This is a genomic window from Paenibacillus harenae (assembly GCF_030812415.1).
Lineage (GTDB): Bacteria > Bacillota > Bacilli > Paenibacillales > Paenibacillaceae > Pristimantibacillus > Pristimantibacillus harenae_A.
This window is the reverse complement of the sequence record NZ_JAUSST010000004.1, coordinates 213,722-230,680: the sequence shown is the minus strand read 5'-3', so window position 1 is coordinate 230,680 and position 16,959 is coordinate 213,722. Positions and strand designations below refer to the sequence as shown.

The following is a 16,959-nucleotide window of genomic DNA, read 5'->3' as shown; positions in this document are numbered from 1 at the left end:
CTCCCTTATGGCCAACCGACTTCGTCGAAGATATCGATCGCCGCTTGCCGGTAATGTTCCAGAGCGCCAAAGTCCAACTGCTGCGCCTTGAAGGTCCCCCATGATCGGATCGGTTCTCCGACTTCCGCTTCCTCGTTGACCGGAAACTCAAAGCTCTCCTTCGCCAACAACGTTTGGCCTTCCTTGCTCGTAATATACTCCACCAACTTTAACGCATTGTCTCTATTTTTCGAATAACGGGCAAGTCCGATTCCGCTTATATTCAGGTGAGCTCCCGTCGTCTCCTGATTCGGAAAAAACACGCCTAAGCCTTCCGCGATTCGTGCTTCGTCGGGGTCTTCCGAGGCTGCAAGCTGCCCTACGTAATAGGTATTCATGATGGCTACGTCTCCAATGCCGTCGGCGATGGCTTTCGCTTGCTCGCGGTCGCCGCCTTCTGGTACGCGAGCGAAGTTGTCCGCGATGCCCTTGGCCCACCGCTGTGCGCCATCTGCTCCTTCGAGCGCAATAAAAGAGGCAAGCAACGACTGGTTATACAAGCTGGAGGATGACCTGATCAATACCTTGCCCTTCCACTTCCCATCCGTCAAGCCGGCGTAAGTGGAAAGTTCCTCCGGTTTGACCCTATCCTTCGCATATACGATTACGCGAGCCCGCGTCGCGACACCCGTCCAGTAATAGTCGGGATCACGCCACTTGGCCGGGACTTGACTGTCTAGAACCTCGGAGCGCAGCGGCTGCAAAACGTTTTCGCGTTTAGCGAAGTTTAATACGCCCCCGTCCACGGTAAAGAACAAGTCCGCATCGGAATCGTCTGCATCCTGCTTCATGCGCGACACCAGCTCCTCCGGCGTCCCCTTTACTTCAACGACCTCGATGCCGGTACGCTTCGTAAAGGCTTCGAACACGACGGAATCCGCTTCATAATGCCTGGCCGTGTACACCGTCACGCTTTCCTTCTTCCTATCCTTGTTTTGCTCATCGACTTTGGCCGCACCGGATTGGTTTCGGAGTTGTCCGCCAATGCCTAAGAGTACGCAAGCCGCGAGGACGACAGAAACGAATACATAGACAGATAACCTTTTCAACATAGACCCCTCCTACATCATTTTTCTGAACCGGTATTACTATCGAGGCAGACTAGGCAAGCTGATTGTAACCGTTGTGCCGGAGAACTCCTTGGAACGTATAGCGATCGTGCCTTGGTAACGTTCGAGGAGCCGCTTGGCGATGGCAAGCCCGAGTCCGTTCCCTCCTTGATCGCGGCTTCTGGCTTTGTCTACCCGGTAGAATCTCTCCGTAACATAAGGAATGTCTTTGTCCGGAATTCCAATGCCCCGATCGACGACTTCGATAACGACCCGCTCCGCGTTAACCTCGGCTTTAATGACGATGGTTTTATGTTGCAAAGAGTACTTGGTGGCGTTATCCAAAATGATGAGCAGAATTTGCTCCAGATGTTCGATTGGAATCATTAAGCTTATTCCTATCGCTCTCCACACATCGGTTTCGAAGTCGTAATCGGGATGGATGACCGCAAAACGATCCACGATGGATTCGATTGCGCCAGGCAGATTTTCCAATGCGGATTCGGCACCCTGCGCGTCCTTCTCGGCACGGGATAACGTTAGCAGCTCCAAGACCAGCCGCTTTAATCGCGCGAACTCTTCGAGCGAGGCGTCCAACGATTCGCCCATAATGACGGGATCGTCTTTCCCCCACCTTCGCAGCAAGGCTAGATGGCCCTCTATGATCGCGATAGGCGTCCTAAGCTCGTGGGAAGCATCCTCGACAAACCTCGTTTGCTGCCGAAAGGCATCCTCCACTTGGTCCATCATGTCATTGAACATGACCATCAACGTCGATATTTCGTCTCCGTTTAGCGCCGGAGTCATTCTCTCCTGCATCCCTTTGCTCTTCACGTCCCTGATCGTTTGCGCCATACCCTGCAGCGGTCTAAGCAAGTTGCGCGTTAGCAGCCAGCCTACCAGAATACTTAGCGCCACGGCCCCTATGGCGAAGAAAAACATAACCTGAGAAACCGTCTTTGACAGCTCCTCGAACTGTTTCAGGCTCTTGACGATCTCCACCGACCCGGTAAACTCATGGATCGTTAGCGGACTCTTCATGATTAACAGCGAATAGCCGTTTTTTTTGTAAATGCCGAATGTTTGTCGGGAGGGTGATAGGTTTTCCATTTCGCCAATCCCATTCGTTCCATTGTCCGGCACGTTATTCGTTATCGTAATAATCGCGCGATTATCGTCTCCCAAGATGCGGATCCGTTGATCGTCCCGATTCATTTTGTTCATATATAGTTTGATACTGGCTAGGTTGTCTTGTTTGAATCGTATTTCCTGTTCAAGAAAATCGTTTAATATCGCATTCATGTTCTGTTGGATGTTTTTCTTCTCGCGATGAATGATCCATTGTTCCATAATCATGTACTGCAGCATGTTGTACCCGACGAGAAGCGCCAAGATCAACGCGGTCGATCCCAAAGTCAGCTTGAATTTTATCGGCATCCTTAAGTAATAGCCTGTCCATTGTCGCAAGCTCATTTTCTCATCACATATCCAATGCCTCTCAACGTCTGAATGTAGCTGGAACCGCCGGGGTTGTCGATTTTTCGGCGCAAATACCTAACATATACGTCCACCACGTTCGTATCGACCGCGACATCGTAACCCCATACTTTATCGAGCAGCGTCTCCCGATCGAGCACTCGGTTCGCATTCGACAGAAATACGGCGAGCAGATCGTATTCGCGCTTTGTCAGCTCGATCGACACTCCCGCCCTGCTCACCCTCCGCGTATTCGGATCAAGAACCAAATCAAGGAAGGAAACAACCGGCAACAATCCTTTGTCCCGATCGCTGTTCAGCGCATGCTGCCTCCGGAATACGACTCTCATCCGAGCGAGCAATTCTTCGATGGCGAACGGCTTGGGCAAGTAATCGTCAGCGCCGCAATCGAGTCCGGATACCCGCTCCGATACGCTGTCTCTTGCGCTCAGCATAATAATAGGCGTGTATTTGAAAGAACGAACCCGACGGCATATCTCGAGACCATCCATACCCGGCAGCATAATATCGAGAAGAATAATATCCCAATCTTCGGCAAGCGCGAATTGTAGCCCCGTGTTGCCTTCGGAAGCGACGGTTACGGTGAACCGTTCGTACTGAAGCTCAAGCTCAATAAATCGCGACATGTTTTTTTCGTCTTCGATCAACAATACTTTTTTCATTCCGATATTTCCCTTCGCAAGGCAAAAGCCGCGACATGATGCCGGCCATGACAGGAATCGTTTTTGCTATAAATGAAAATGATTATCATTATTACACATAAGCTTATTCTATTCGATAATCGCGAACCGATCAATCCTTGTTTTTAATAAATTTTTCGTTTCTGAGCCGCAACGCCTGAAGCAATGAGACATTCACTTCCCGCTCGCCCGCTTGGTGAAGCATCGCGTTCACATCTTTAGGCAAACATTTCCCCCCGAAACCCCGATTGTCCTCATATACGAACGTATGGCTTCTCCCGATTCGCGGATCCTCCAGCCAAACCTCCCTAAGCGCGGAGTAATCGACTTCAAACGCTTGCGCGATATCGTAAAACTCGTTGCAAAACGTAACCTTCATTGCCAAAAAACAATTTTCCATGTATTTGGCCAGCTCCGCCGTACGCGCATCCGTAAATACGAATTTAACCTCCGCGTTGCATACGCTTTGATAGGCTTTCACGGCAAGCTTGACATTCGCCTCCGATCCTCCGAGCGTCAGCCAGCTTCTCGCAGTCAAATCGGAAAACGGATGAGCCGCGGTTTCTCCGTAATATTCGGGCTGGAACACGATTCGCTTGCCGGTCTCCTCGATCTGGCTCTCGGTAAAGCCCACGGGAACGGTGGATCGAATGACGATAACCGAGGCGTCTATCCAATTCAGCACTTCCTTCACTTGCGACGTATCGCAGCTACCGTTCGGCGCTTCAGGTGTTGGTACGCATACGAAGGCGGCATCGCAGCGGGCGAGCTCTTCCCGGCTGCCGGTTCCGAGCGGTCCGTCATAGATGACAGCATCCGGAAATTGTTTATGCATCGCTTTGCCCACATGCCCGTATCCGATGATCCCTATTTTCAACTCGTTCACACTCCTGTTATCGATTGTACGGCATGCAGCTTCTCGTAACGTTTTTTCTGCAAACCCTGCATGATGATAATGACTAGATAAAAGGCCCAATACAGCACAAATTCTTCAACTGACGGGTTCTGCGTGTAACCAAGAAACGCTTTGAAGAAAATACCGACTTGCCCGCTAATCAGAGGCTGCTCACCCGTATCGCGAATATGCTGCGTCTCGTCCAAAGGATGCTCGGGCATAATGGCCGTCAGATTGTATATTTCTCCGACCTCGCCGCCGGCGGTCTTGTATATCGTACCCATAATCCCGATATCCTGCATAATCCCAACAGCCTGTACAAGCAGTCCGCCCGCAATCATCATAAGAAATACGCTCGTAATCCGGAAAAACGTCTTCAGTTGTATTTTCCGAGTACCTCTAAAGAACAAATAGCCGACTATAAGAGCTGCGACCAATCCGATGAGCGCTCCCCAGCTTTGCAATGCCTTCTGGATATCGCCGCCGGTAATCGCCGCGAAAAAGAACACCGTTTCTACGCCTTCCCTGACGACAACGAGAAAGGAATGGACGATCATATTGAGCACGCCGCCGACCGTTAAGATCGCGGATATTTTATTTTCCAGCTTCCCTTGCATGCTTCGGCTTTGCTGACCCATGAACAAGACCATATGCGACAGCAGCACGCACGAAACGAGCATAATGCCGATTTTCAAGTAGTTTTGGCTGCCCATCGTCGCGAATCCGGTCAATACGGTTTGGAACACTAATGCGACACCGTAGCTCGCCGCCAACGCAAGAACGACGCCGACCCAAACCCACTTATTCCACTGCGTCTGGCCGATTCTCTTCAAGTACGTCATGATGATGCCAACAATCAAAATGGCTTCGAACGCTTCGCGAAACGTGATCAGAAACGATTGCACATTCATAGTATAGCCTCCCTGCACGTTAAAATAGCGGAGGAAGACACCTGCGCATGATGCGCAGGCGTCTCCCCGCCGACAACCCTTATTTATCGAAGAATAATGATTTCGCCCTTCTCGTAGAAGACCGCTTTGCCGAATAGCTCCACAACTGCGCGCAGCGGAATGAACGAGCTTCCTTTCTCGATAACGACCGGTTGATCCAGCGTAATCGTTTCATTAAGCTTGCCGTCTTGAACGACCTTATCGCTGCCAACTTTCAGCTGGGTGGTTTTGCCGTCTTTGACGATGATAACCGTCTTCGTCTTATTGTCGAAGCTTACTTCGGCATTGATCGCATCCGTAATTAATCGAACAGGAACGAGCGTCCGGCTTGTTTTCTTATTAATGAACGGCGCGCTGGTCGCCGTATGTTCTTGACCGTCTACTTTATACGCTTTCTCGCTCACCTTCAGCTGCACGCCGTCCTTCACAACGAGGTACTTCAGCATTTGGAAGGAAGCCGATTTTGCGCCGGCAAGATCCGACTTGTTAATTGCATCGGCGAATTGCTGCGCATAAGAAGCAGCAGCCGCATATTCTTCCTTAGTGAAAAATACTTCCTGCGTTGACAAGAACATATTGCCTTCCATTGCGTATCCGCGCGCGCCTTGCAAATCGCCTTCAGACAGCTTTGTAAAGGCATTTGTTACGTATTCCGATACTTTGCCGATCATCGTGCGCTGCATAGCGGCTTGCATCTTGTCTTTGTCTACTTGGCCGGCATCTCCCGAGGCGAATACGTTTAGGATATAGTTCGCATCCTCCGTGCTTCCGCCTCTTAAATACGTGTATACCGGAAGATAGAAGAAGTAGCCTTCCGTCATGGCAGCCGGTTGATCGGCCGCGGGCTTCGTCGGTATGTTCGTCGCGTACGTAAAGGCTGCCAGCGCGTACGTTTTAATGATCGTTTTGTCCAGCACTTGGCGATGTACGTTGAAGTCGTTGGCATTTTTATCGTCCAGATCCTTCAGCAGCTGTTCGATGGTTCCTTTCAGAATACCGACCATATCAAGTTTGTACGTACCGTCACGCTTTGCGACTGTGCTTTGGATGACGCCTTCATAAATTTGAACGACCTTGTTAAATTCGGTTTTTGCCGTCGCATAATCCTCATTGGTCAGTGCAGGACGAACCTTCTTGCTGATCAAATCGCGCATATTGAAGTAGAAATACCATTGAAGGCCTTTATCCACCGCTTGCTTCGCTTGATTCACGTTAAGGTTGCCCTTAATCGCATTATCAAGCACGAACGAAATGTTCTCGTCGATTTTCGGATCATTCGGCTTGATCGTATCGTCGATTCGTTTCGCGTCCGTTTGGAATTGAGCGACGTAGAATTCTTGAACCGCTTTTAGATCCGTGTTATCGGTGAACAAAGCTTTAATATCGGCAAATGCTTTGATTTTGGCGGCGATATCCGCATCCTCGGTAATATTGAAGCTGGATTGTGCATGAGCGGTTGTACTTACCGTAACTAATGTAGAGAACACTAAAGCTAGACTTATTGCAATGGACCAAAATTTACGCATGATCATCTCTCCTATAATCGTTTTTTGTTATAACAATCCTTTTTTTCGAATGAACCATATAACTCCGCCGCCAACGATTACGACTCCCGCGATGACGAATATCGTGATGAACGGATTCGTTTTGTCCGTCCGCTCCATCGGAGCATGGCCTTCTTCCTGCGCACCTTGCTGCGAGGCTTCGGCTAACGCAGATACTTCGGATTCGGATTCGCCAGACAGCTCATCCGAATCTCCCTCGCTGCCGGATGCGGCAGGCGGAGTCGTTTCCGTTGTCCCGGGACTTGGCGATATGCTCTCGGCCGGCTCTAGACTCGGTTCTGCGCCTGGCGTTGCCGATGGCGTCTCTTCCGCAGCCAAATCGGAAGCAACCGGCTTGTCGCTGGCCGTAGGTTTGCTCGTAGCGGTTGGAGCCTTGGTTGCAGAGGGCTTCTGCGTCGCAGCAGGCGCTTTGGTTGGTTTGACGCTGCCCGTAGCAGTTGATGCCGGTTTGACGTAAGCTTTGTAAGGGAAGCTTGGTTTTACTTTCCCGTAAATGTAATCAACCTTCACCTTGAACGTATCCGGATCGGCCTCCTTCTCCCCTACGCCGAACAATCCGGGATTGCCGAGCGCTTCAAGCGCATCATCGAACGCTTTGTTAATGTCATCCGTTCCGGAGGACATATAAGGCGCAAGCGTATCGAATGTCGCCTTCGCTTTGGCCAGTAGCAGCTTTGCTGCCGCATAATCCGCTACATCCTTCAGCGCATAGGTAAAGCGGCGATCCAGATTCATGACAAGTACCGCTTTGTAGTTGGCAATGAGCAGCTTGCTGTCCTTCGCTTCAATGTTCTTATCCAGCGTCAGCGCAACCGACTCGCCAAAATGCGATTGGATCTCGGATCGCCGAACCTGATGCGTATCCTGGACTGTTTTCCAATCCGCCTTATCCCCGCTTAAAGCACCCGCTATCACTTTGAAAGTCTCGGCGACATCCTCCGTATTCGCATCTCCGTAGGAGTAGGCCGAAACCTGGACAGGAGCGAGCCATACCATAAGTACGATTACTGCAAGCCCATATCGATACCATCTTGACACTTGTACAGTCCCCTCTCATTCCTTCTCTCTAGTTGTCGCTATCCCGTTTCTTCCATTCGTAAACGGTAATTTCGGAATAGACCGGGTCGAACCGATCATCCGAGGTAAAATGGGCGACGGGCACGACGTCCAATCCCGCAGCCTTGTTTTGTGCCAAAAAGCCGTTCAGGACGTGATCCGTCAAATACACCCGCTGCTCCGTCTCAGATGACGTTATCGCTTGAAAATAATCATACGTATACACTTTCCGGTGCTCGTAATCAGCCTTCAAATAACCAAGCACCCGGGTTTCCTCCCACGTGTACAGCACGAGCGGCTGCTCTAACGCTCCCATATAATCGTTCAATTGATAGACGGCCGGCTGCTGCTCGGCTTGGAGCTTCAGCAATTGCGCTCCGGAGATGAATTGAACGATGACCACGGCGGCTAACGTGAACGGAATGGCTGCGGCGTTGGCTTTGTTCCATAGCCGCTCGTTGCCGGTTACCGAAGAAAGCTTCAGCCAATGAGCCGTTTTCAGTGCAGAGACATAAACAAGCAGCATCAGCGGGCCGGCAATCGGGGCGATATGGCGCGGCTTCTCGATATTTTGACCGAGTAGCACCCAGCCTCCGTAAGCCGCCAATATGATGATCAGCCATTTGTGATGCTTCAAACCGTCTAAAGCAATTGTTCTTCTGCTGCTGCCCAGCTTCCATATTCCGCAGCCTGTCAGAGCGATTAGACATCCATAGAGCGCACCCAGTACGGCCAATCGGTTAAGCAGCACGTCCCGAATCAAGTGATCGTAGACGAGCGTGACGAATCGTGTTCCGAGCGGCACTTGCGCGGAGGCAACGCCGCCGCCCCATTCGGAGAAATGGCCGTCTATGAAAGCCATGGACAAATTCCAAAACCCCTGCAGCGTTCCTTCGGACATCGCTAACCCGCCGATCCATATAAGCTGCGCTCCCGCAGCGGCCGTTATAGCAAGCGCGAGTCTCCGAAGCCCAATTCGCTTATTCGATTCCCTTCTATACTGGTAGATAAGGAGTACGAGCAGTGCCAGGCCAAAAGGAAAGTATGACACCCGAATGCCCATAAGCAAGCTGAATATCACGAGTGCAGCACCGAGGCGAGGGATAGAATGCGGACGATCCGCAGCCATTCGCACGCTCCACAGATACCACCATAACACTGCTATGCCCGTGCATTCGGACATCGGCCTTGAACCCATCAACCACATGTAGGGCATCGATTGAATGGCGACAGTCGACCATAACGCTGCACTAACGTTAACGTATCTTCTCGCCAGCAGCGCAATCGGAATGAACGAACTGCAAGCGAGCGCCGCATTCCAGCCGATCAACGACTTGACGGGATCCGTCACCCATCCATGAACCAGCTTCGCTCCCGCGATGAAATACGGATATCCCGGAAAATGCGGCTGCATGGCGAGCAGATCGAACCGACCTACGGCGAGCACGAAATCGACTTCATCCCATGAGCGTACGAACGGACTGGCGAACCGCAGGTTCAAGCCGAATAACGTCAACAGAACGATAGCGGCAGCGCCCAATGATAAATAACGAAGTGATCGCTGCTGCATTAACGTATCCCCCTCAAGAAGCGTCAGCCTGCCTTAGGCCTGCGAAACCGAGGTTTCCTGCGCATGCCTGCTTGGAGCAGGGGAAGCTCGGCGAAGCGCCGGTCGCTTCATTTCTTGATAAATAGCCGGAAGGACAGAGGTTACATATTGACGGAACTTGATGAACGATTGCCCTTGCGTCCTTACCTTGTAGGCGATGGGAACCTCTTGAAGGCGGAAGCCCTTCCTAAGCAAATTTAAAGTGAGCACCTGGGCATAGTTGTAATCGTGAATGATCTCCGCACTCTCCATCGCCTCCCTTGAAAAGCCCCGCATGCCGGACTGACCGTCATAAATCCATTTGCGGAGCAAGATAGACTGGAGCAGCGTGAACAAGTAGTTGCCTAGCCGCCGATGCACCCTCATTCCGGCAATGCTTCCTTTAAAGCGTGAACCGAATGTGTAGTCCGCCAAGCCGTTCATAATGGGAGCCGCGACATCGGGAATTTGCTCCGGAGGATATTCATTGTCCGCGTCGATCATCAATCCGATATCGGCTCCAAGCAGGCAGCAGCGGGCAAGCCCTTCTCTTACGGCGGCTCCCAAGCCCCTGTTGGCAGCGAAGGAATATACATAATCGGCGCCGGCTTCCTTGGCAGCTTCCGCCGTTCGGTCGGTAGACCCATCGTCGATCACGATGACCAACACATCATAATCGGGATGGAATTTGCGAGGTACGCGCTTAATGACGGTCTCAATATTTCCAACCTCGTTATGCGCCGGTATGAATACGATAAGCTTCTTGTTGCCGGTTGATTTCATGGGAATCCTCTCTTCGTTAAGCATTCGGTTTACATCTCGGCCCAGCATTAAGACTTGAACGCATCCGTCAGCACCTTGCCTCGACTAGCGCTCGGATAAGGCGCGCCTAGCAAATAAGCAAGCGTCGGCGCCATGGAAATAAGCGAGTGTCTCTCATCGACTCGGCAGCCCTGCTTGATCGATGGTCCATGAAGGAAGAAAGGGACGAACCGCTCGCCTTCGTCCAAGTGACCATGCCCTCCGATGCCGTCCGCTTGCCCATGATCGGCACAAATGACAAGCGTCGTATTTTCCATCATCCCTTTGCTAGTGAGCCATTCCACAAATTCCTCGACCAGCCTATCGGCTTCGGCGATTTTTTGTAAATATTCGTCGTACAGCACGCCCATGCTATGGCCCGTCTGATCGACTCCGATCATCTGCACGACGAACAAATCCGGATTTTGTTCGGCCATGATTTTTTTGGCGCGGTCCATGATGTTGCGATCAGCCCTGTCGTTGTGCATGACAGCCGTTACGCTTTCGACATCGTCGCCCATGGAGTCGATGAGGTGGGCGATCCCGAGCAGCCGCCCCCGCTTTCCGACCTTCCGCAGGGAATCGAATATGCTCTCGACCCGAATGCCTAGCTTCCAGACCATATTGGAGCGAATGCCATGCTCCTTCGGATATGCCCCGGTAAACATCGATGAGAAACAAACGACCGTTCTCGCCGGATAGACCGTTTCCATCTGCGTATACTGGGTTCCTTCCTGCCGCAGCTTCTTGAGAAACGGCGCATCCGCCTCCTCGAACCGTTCCTTGCGCATGCCGTCAATGACGATCACGATAACTTTATCGTTGACGGCATTCCCCGTTCTTTCTGGCTCGCTTGTGAGCGATTCCGTCTCTTTGGGCTTCCAATCAAACAGGTTGCGATGGAGAATCCAACTGTACAGCCATAAACACGCCGTGAAGCAGGCTAATATAAGCCATTCTTCACCAAAGACCCCCATAAACCGCCTTTCGCTGCCAAGCGGGAACAACTCGTAAAAGTGGTTCCATAGCAACAGCAGAAGAATCACCTTCGGCAGTTGCTCCTGCGCATTGCCGCTCGTCGAGTCGCTGTTCTTAAGTACCAGCTTCCAGAACCTTCTAAAGTTCCACCATGAGGTCCCGATACGCATCCGATAATAGAACGTGCCCCAGAAGAAAACAGTAAAGAACATGTACAAGCCGATTGCCGCCGCATAAAGCGAAAGGTTTCCCGGCTGCCACAACAGCAGCGCAGCTACGACCGGGAACCACAAATAATTGCGCAGAAACAATGGAAAATCAAAATGATAATAAAGCATGAGCAATGGCAGAATGCATAGAAGGCCAAGGCCGGCCGCAGCCCAAAAACCGCTATCCGTCCATTGATCTAACCGGTAAAGCAGAAATACGGAAAGCGTAAAAATCGGCGTAAACGGCTTGCCCTCGTTCAAAAGATTCCAGCATCTTGCCGCAACGATCTCAAATGGTGACGCTTGTTTCATCAGAATGTCCTCTCGCTCGTAGAATTCGTATGTTGGATTGATCTCCGCGGCATTCGCAGCCACTCTTTTGCTTCCCGCAGGCTGATTGGCATTCGGATCAATGAATAGGCGCCAACCATGAAAGAAAATGCGAATTTGAAGGCATGAGCCAGCAGTGCCGTAGCATAGGCTTCTTCCCAGCCTACCCCGAGTACAGCCAGAGAGCCGCTTAACGTGCTCTCATAGGTTCCGATGCCTCCGGGCGTAACATGAAAGATCTGGCCTCCGATCGTTATGCTGTTCGCCCAAATGGACGAGGCGGCATCCAGCCTCATGTCTCCCATACGAGCGATGCCGAACAGAATGGCAGCTTCCAGTATCCAACTGGCAGCAACGAGCGCTAGAATATACGGGCCTCGCCGGGATAATACGATCGTCTTCAGCTGTGCGAGGTGCCGATGGACGAATGTCCGACGACGAATCGGAGTAAATCGTATGGCCGCAACGGCAGCCAGCGTCACTGCAGACGCAGCGGCAACCGCAATCCAAGACATCGTCATCCCCAACCACAGCATGCCGATAGCCGATATCAACCCTAGCACAAGCATATCCGCCAGTCGCATCATGACGACGCTATGAAGAGCGTTATCCCATCTCAATCGGGCATTCTTCATCAATATCCCAGTTCGGACAAGATCGCCCGCCTTGACCGGCAGCAGATGATTGATCAGCAAGCTGTAAAAAATACCGTGGAGATACAGAGCGATCCCGTGCTCCCGCCCGGCATACGTCCGCCAAGCCTCAGCCTTTAGCACGAATGAGAGCAAGTAAGAGACAACCATGAACAAGATCCATTCTGGCTGCACGAGTATCGCCCGCAAACGCTCAAGCAGCTGATGAGAATCGAAAAGCTGTCGGCTCAGGAGCCAAAAAACGATAAGCAGAACGATTCCGGTTAACCAGGTACATGCTTTTCCCATCATCCTGTGCTCGTATCCTTAACCGGCTCAAGCTCTCCGGCAATATCCGGATCCGGGAATCGTTCCAGTCGCCGCTGCCCCTCACGCTTGACCTCCGCCCAGACCCGAATTCCATTATCGGTAATGGACATGCATTGCCCGTCCTCTTCGCCTCTCATGATTAACCCGCTTGCGGTCAAGCTTAGCGCCGCTTTGTTCACCTCTTGTACGGTTATGTCCAGAAGTTCTGCAAGCTCCTTCGACGTGACAGTTTCTCTTTCGCTTAGCAATTGCAGTATTCTGTATTTGCTTCGCTGCGAACGGAGCTTTAATCCGACTTGGCGAGGTTCCTTTCCGGTCCTATACGAGGTCTGAGCCAACAGTTGCTTACCTCCTTCATGAGGGTGCTAACGAGACGCGATAATCCTTGATTGATTTTGATAATGATTATCATTCCGAACTCAATTGCAATTATAGCGAACGAAAATGAGAAAATGATGTGAATCCAAAAAGATTTTTACTGGCATCAAAATCACCAATCTCCCCGAAACAAAAACGAAAAAAAGCATCCTCGCGGATGCTCCTTCGCTGCATGCATATTCGTTACTTCAAAACAAATCGACCCGTCACAGGGTTATGATCGCTGTTCGCGAAGCCGAGATCATGCCCGCTTACGCTCATTATCTCGATGTTCGGCGATACGAGGAAGCCGTCGATGACGGCAAGGAAGTTGATGCCCGACTCATATGGAATGTCCAGCGTCCTTACAGACGGCGTGGCCGGATCATTCGCCCATTGAAGCCCCTCTGGCCCGAAGCTTTCAGGAAAAGGCTGCAGCCACTCCGGCCATTCCTGCTCGGAATCGAATGCATCGGGATTCGTTCCCGGCAGCGAGTGATTCCAGTCGCCGCCAACAATGAGATAATTGCCTTTGTCTGACTCCTTGCGTACGAAGCCGTCCAAAAACTCCAGCTGCTGCTTGCGAATGACCCCGCCCTTGTCGAACGCGGACAGATGCAGATTGATCAGCACAAGCTCCCTGCCGCCCTCTACAGGAAACCGGCTTGCGATATAGGCGCGATCAAGTTCCATTTGCTGCACGGGCCAGCTTTCCTTGCCGGGAAGATCGTAACGCGTATGCGATGCACTCTGATACGAAGATAACGTCATCAAACCGCTTTTGACCTTGCCCATCGGATCGAGTACGGGCACAGGCACCCATGGTACTTTATAATTGATCGCATAAGTGCTGTCATAGTCAGGCAGGCTGTCGCTCAACTCGGCGGCTTCATCAATTTGATAGCTTCGGGATGAACCTGTATCGACCTCCTGCAGCAAGAAGAAATCCGATTGCGCTTTTTCGAGAAAATCGGCGATAGCAGCCAGATTGGCTTCCGTTTGCTTCTTGCTGCTCGAACGCGACGTTTTGCCGCCGTCCATGAAAAAATCTTGCCCCAGATCAAGTCCCGCATAACCGATGTTGAAGGTTGTCGCCGTTACGGAATCGCCTTGCTTCAGCACTTGCTTACTGTTGTGGGTTGCCTCAAGCTCTAACTCAGATTCGGGCTTGTAATCGACCACCGTTACATAAATAAGGAACAATGCAGCAATCGCGACCGGTACGGCAATAATCCATCCTACCCACTTTAACGTTTTCCGCAGCATCGTTTTTTCTCCTCCTTATCCCCTTTGTGCTGTTAGTTACGATTATGAATCACAATCCATATCTAGGCAATCGAAGCTTTGCAATAAAAAAAGCCTTCAGGCGTTAAAGCCTGAAGGCGCAATATAGGATATTTCCTATCGAACGAGCCAGCCGCCGTCCACGGCGAGAATATGGCCGTTCATGTAATCGGATGCGGCGGATGCGAGGAATACCGCAGGTCCGATCAAGTCCTCGGACGTCCCCCAACGGCCCGCCGGGATGCGGCCGAGAATTTGCGCGCTGCGAACCGGATCTTCGCGAAGCGCTTCCGTGTTGTCCGTGCTCATGTAGCCCGGCGCAATGGCATTCACTTGCAAGCCCTTGGCCGCCCATTCGCTCGCAAGCGCCTTCGTTAGTCCCGCAACCGCATGCTTGCTCGACGTGTAGCCCGGCACGTTAATGCCGCCTTGGAAGGAAAGCATCGAAGCGATATTGATGATTTTGCCCGATCCTTGCTCGATCATGCGGTTGCCCGCCAGCTGGCAAAGCGCGAACACCGAATTCAAATTGACATCCAGCACGTCCTGCCAATCCGCGTAGCTGTGATCGGCCACAGGCGTGCGGCGTATAATGCCCGCATTGTTGACCAAAATATCGATCCGGCCAAGCTCGTCTACCGTCCGCTCCACGATACCCGGCAGCTTGCTCCGATCGGCAACGTCTACCTGAATCGTAATCGCTTTGCGGCCAAGCGCGCGAATCGCTTCCGCCGCCTTGTCCGCAGGCGTCCGGTTTGTCACGAGCGCAATATCGGCGCCCGCTTGCGCCAGACCAAGCGCAATCGCTTCCCCAAGTCCGCGGCCCGCTCCCGTTACGACAGCCGTCTTGCCGCTTAAATCAAACAACCCCATCGTCTCACACCTTCCCTTTAATGCGTTTCCCGTTCCCTGCTGCCGGTGCTTTCATCATTCGCAAACCGCAGGCCTCGTACTTCGCTTCGATCTCCGGAGCAATCCCTTCATCGGTGATGATGATATCGACGTCTTCCAAAGCCGCGTACGTAATGAGCGCCCCTCGATCGAATTTGCTGTGATCGGCCAGACAGTAGACGGTCTTCGCGTTTTCCATATACATTTTTTTAAGCTTCGTCAGTTCCTCGGTAAAGATTGTCAAGCCGTACTCCATATGAATGCCGGTCGTCGACAGAAACAGCTTATGAACATTAAGCCGCTTGATCCATTCCTGCGATTCTGCGCCGATGAGCAGATTGTTATGGCGATAGCCGCCGGGTACGACAAGGCGAACCTGATCCTTCGCCATCAGCTCCCGGATAATAAGCAGATCGTTCGTCAATACCGTGACGGGCATATTCGGGAGCAGCTTCGCGAGTTCCAGCGTCGTGCTTCCGGCATCCAGAGCGATAATGTCTTCGGGCTCGATGCAAGTCAACGCAAGCGTCGCGATCGCCGTCTTCTCGGATTGGTGCTTGCTGTTCGGGTATTGGATCGGCAGCAGGCTGTCTTCGCCGCTTTGCTCCATGACCGCCCCGCCGTGCGTGCGCTTCAGCAGCCCCTTCTCCTCCAGCTTCTCCAGATCCTCGCGGACCGTCTTCTCCGTTACCTGGAACTGCTCGCTTAGCTCGGATACTTTGACCGCGCCGTTACGCTCTAATTTTTCTATGATTTTACGATGCCGTTCTGCTGCTAGCATGGCGCGTACCTCCCAAATCATTCCGTACGACTATTTTAACTGGCTAGCAGGTACCGCGTCCATATCCGTGAACGTGTAGTTCTCGCCGGCCATCGACCAGCAGAACGTATAGTTGCTCGTGCCTACGCCGGAGTGGATCGACCATGGCGGAGAAATAATCGCTTGCTCGTTCGCCACAACGAGATGTCTCGTTTGCGAAGGCTCGCCCATCATATGGAATACGCGCGCGTCGTCGTTCATGTCGAAGTACAAGTAAGCTTCCATACGGCGGTCGTGAACATGCGAAGGCATCGTATTCCACACGCTTCCTGTCTTCAAGCTCGTAACGCCCAGCATCAGTTGGCAGCTTTGAATGCCGTCTGCATGAATATATTTATAAAGGATGCGTTCGTTGGAAGTTTCCTGCGAGCCGAGGTTCGAAGGATTCGCTTCCTCTACCGTCATTTTGCGCGTTGCGATTTCTTTGTGCGCAAGCGCGGAGCAGAAGTACAGCTTAGCCGGGTTGGCCGCATCAAGGCTGGAAAGAAGCACTTGGCGCTTGCCTTTGCCGACGTACAGCACTTCAAGCTTGCTCAGCTCATACGTTTCGCCGTCAACGGAAATCGATGCCGGGCCGCCGATGTTCAGGAAGCCGATCTCGCGGCGCTCGAGGAAATATTCGGTTTTCAGCGTAGCCGCCGCTTCCAGCTCGAGCGCTTTCGTAACCGGCACTGCGCCGCCGACGACCATGCGGTCATAGTGAGTATAAGTCATTTTGATTTGATCCTGCTCGAACAAGCTCTCAATCAAAAACTCCTGGCGCAGACGTTCCGTATCGTATTGCTTCACATCGGTTGGGTTCGTAGTATGGCGCACTTCCATAGTTTTAAAAGCCTCCTATTAGGTATGTTATTGTTCGTTTTAAATAATATCACACATTTACGAACATAAAAAGCACCTTTTCGAAAGTTTGCTTCGATGCGGCTATAAGAACGGCTGACCATCCTCGAATATAATAAACAGCCCCGCTCTCCCAAACCAAAGTTGGCGGAGAGCAGGGCTGTTCGC

Annotated in this window: 16 protein-coding genes; all 16 read right to left on the bottom strand. The window is 51.9% G+C overall.

Going from position 1 to position 16,959, the window contains the following annotated elements; genetic code table 11:
• Window positions 1-5 precede the first annotated feature (5 nt).
• Entirely contained in the window at window positions 6-1,091 is a 1,086-nt protein-coding gene (locus tag J2T14_RS15990) for an extracellular solute-binding protein (RefSeq protein WP_307200628.1), read from the bottom strand.
• A gap of 36 nt (window positions 1,092-1,127) precedes the next feature.
• Window positions 1,128-2,555, bottom strand: coding sequence for a HAMP domain-containing sensor histidine kinase (locus J2T14_RS15985; protein ID WP_307472309.1), 1,428 nt, complete (start codon window positions 2,553-2,555; stop codon window positions 1,128-1,130).
• A 2-nt stretch (window positions 2,556-2,557) separates the two neighbouring features.
• Window positions 2,558-3,247 carry a response regulator transcription factor gene (locus J2T14_RS15980; RefSeq protein ID WP_307472307.1) on the bottom strand — a complete coding sequence of 230 codons (690 nt, stop codon included), beginning with the start codon at window positions 3,245-3,247 and terminating at the stop codon, window positions 2,558-2,560.
• Between the two features lie 130 nt (window positions 3,248-3,377).
• Complete coding sequence (locus J2T14_RS15975) at window positions 3,378-4,142, bottom strand: hypothetical protein (RefSeq protein ID WP_307200634.1); 765 nt, start codon at window positions 4,140-4,142, stop codon at window positions 3,378-3,380.
• 5 nt (window positions 4,143-4,147) lie between these two features.
• Complete coding sequence (locus tag J2T14_RS15970) at window positions 4,148-5,071, bottom strand: FTR1 family iron permease (protein WP_307472305.1); 924 nt, start codon at window positions 5,069-5,071, stop codon at window positions 4,148-4,150.
• 83 nt (window positions 5,072-5,154) lie between these two features.
• A complete protein-coding gene (locus J2T14_RS15965; RefSeq protein ID WP_307472303.1) occupies window positions 5,155-6,636 on the bottom strand; it encodes a stalk domain-containing protein in 1,482 nt (493 codons plus the stop codon).
• A gap of 27 nt (window positions 6,637-6,663) precedes the next feature.
• Window positions 6,664-7,713, bottom strand: coding sequence for a hypothetical protein (locus J2T14_RS15960; protein WP_307472301.1), 1,050 nt, complete (start codon window positions 7,711-7,713; stop codon window positions 6,664-6,666).
• A gap of 28 nt (window positions 7,714-7,741) precedes the next feature.
• Entirely contained in the window at window positions 7,742-9,301 is a 1,560-nt protein-coding gene (locus J2T14_RS15955) for a hypothetical protein (RefSeq protein ID WP_307472298.1), read from the bottom strand.
• Between the two features lie 33 nt (window positions 9,302-9,334).
• Window positions 9,335-10,102 (bottom strand): glycosyltransferase family 2 protein, encoded by a 768-nt coding sequence (locus J2T14_RS15950; protein ID WP_307472296.1) that lies wholly within the window; start codon window positions 10,100-10,102, stop codon window positions 9,335-9,337.
• Window positions 10,103-10,149: 47 nt separating this feature from the next.
• Window positions 10,150-11,619, bottom strand: coding sequence for an alkaline phosphatase family protein (locus tag J2T14_RS15945; protein WP_307472293.1), 1,470 nt, complete (start codon window positions 11,617-11,619; stop codon window positions 10,150-10,152).
• A complete protein-coding gene (locus J2T14_RS15940) occupies window positions 11,619-12,581 on the bottom strand; it encodes a lysylphosphatidylglycerol synthase transmembrane domain-containing protein (RefSeq protein ID WP_307472291.1) in 963 nt (320 codons plus the stop codon). The genes J2T14_RS15945 and J2T14_RS15940 overlap by 1 nt, the downstream gene beginning before the upstream one ends.
• Window positions 12,578-12,937: a MarR family transcriptional regulator gene (locus tag J2T14_RS15935; protein WP_307200651.1), complete on the bottom strand. Its 360-nt coding sequence runs from the start codon at window positions 12,935-12,937 to the stop codon at window positions 12,578-12,580. The genes J2T14_RS15940 and J2T14_RS15935 overlap by 4 nt, the downstream gene beginning before the upstream one ends.
• A gap of 223 nt (window positions 12,938-13,160) precedes the next feature.
• Window positions 13,161-14,222 carry an endonuclease/exonuclease/phosphatase family protein gene (locus J2T14_RS15930; protein WP_307200653.1) on the bottom strand — a complete coding sequence of 354 codons (1,062 nt, stop codon included), beginning with the start codon at window positions 14,220-14,222 and terminating at the stop codon, window positions 13,161-13,163.
• A gap of 135 nt (window positions 14,223-14,357) precedes the next feature.
• Complete coding sequence (gene kduD / locus J2T14_RS15925) at window positions 14,358-15,113, bottom strand: 2-dehydro-3-deoxy-D-gluconate 5-dehydrogenase KduD (RefSeq protein WP_307472290.1); 756 nt, start codon at window positions 15,111-15,113, stop codon at window positions 14,358-14,360.
• Between the two features lie 4 nt (window positions 15,114-15,117).
• A complete protein-coding gene (locus J2T14_RS15920) occupies window positions 15,118-15,912 on the bottom strand; it encodes a DeoR/GlpR family DNA-binding transcription regulator (protein WP_307200657.1) in 795 nt (264 codons plus the stop codon).
• A gap of 30 nt (window positions 15,913-15,942) precedes the next feature.
• Window positions 15,943-16,773 (bottom strand): 5-dehydro-4-deoxy-D-glucuronate isomerase, encoded by an 831-nt coding sequence (gene kduI / locus J2T14_RS15915; protein ID WP_307200660.1) that lies wholly within the window; start codon window positions 16,771-16,773, stop codon window positions 15,943-15,945.
• Window positions 16,774-16,959 lie beyond the last annotated feature (186 nt).

What these genes read in the sequence shown, in the direction of transcription:
- J2T14_RS15990 (WP_307200628.1), bottom strand. Translation starts at nt 1,091, where the DNA reads ATGTTGAAAAGGTTATCTGTCTATGTATTCGTTTCTGTCGTCCTCGCG.
- J2T14_RS15980 (WP_307472307.1), bottom strand. Translation starts at nt 3,247, where the DNA reads ATGAAAAAAGTATTGTTGATCGAAGACGAAAAAAACATGTCGCGATTT.
- J2T14_RS15970 (WP_307472305.1), bottom strand. Translation starts at nt 5,071, where the DNA reads ATGAATGTGCAATCGTTTCTGATCACGTTTCGCGAAGCGTTCGAAGCC.
- J2T14_RS15965 (WP_307472303.1), bottom strand. Translation starts at nt 6,636, where the DNA reads ATGCGTAAATTTTGGTCCATTGCAATAAGTCTAGCTTTAGTGTTCTCT.
- J2T14_RS15955 (WP_307472298.1), bottom strand. Translation starts at nt 9,301, where the DNA reads ATGCAGCAGCGATCACTTCGTTATTTATCATTGGGCGCTGCCGCTATC.
- J2T14_RS15950 (WP_307472296.1), bottom strand. Translation starts at nt 10,102, where the DNA reads ATGAAATCAACCGGCAACAAGAAGCTTATCGTATTCATACCGGCGCAT.
- J2T14_RS15945 (WP_307472293.1), bottom strand. Translation starts at nt 11,619, where the DNA reads ATGAAACAAGCGTCACCATTTGAGATCGTTGCGGCAAGATGCTGGAAT.
- J2T14_RS15940 (WP_307472291.1), bottom strand. Translation starts at nt 12,581, where the DNA reads ATGATGGGAAAAGCATGTACCTGGTTAACCGGAATCGTTCTGCTTATC.
- J2T14_RS15930 (WP_307200653.1), bottom strand. Translation starts at nt 14,222, where the DNA reads ATGCTGCGGAAAACGTTAAAGTGGGTAGGATGGATTATTGCCGTACCG.
- kduD (WP_307472290.1), bottom strand. Translation starts at nt 15,113, where the DNA reads ATGGGGTTGTTTGATTTAAGCGGCAAGACGGCTGTCGTAACGGGAGCG.
- J2T14_RS15920 (WP_307200657.1), bottom strand. Translation starts at nt 15,912, where the DNA reads ATGCTAGCAGCAGAACGGCATCGTAAAATCATAGAAAAATTAGAGCGT.
- kduI (WP_307200660.1), bottom strand. Translation starts at nt 16,773, where the DNA reads ATGGAAGTGCGCCATACTACGAACCCAACCGATGTGAAGCAATACGAT.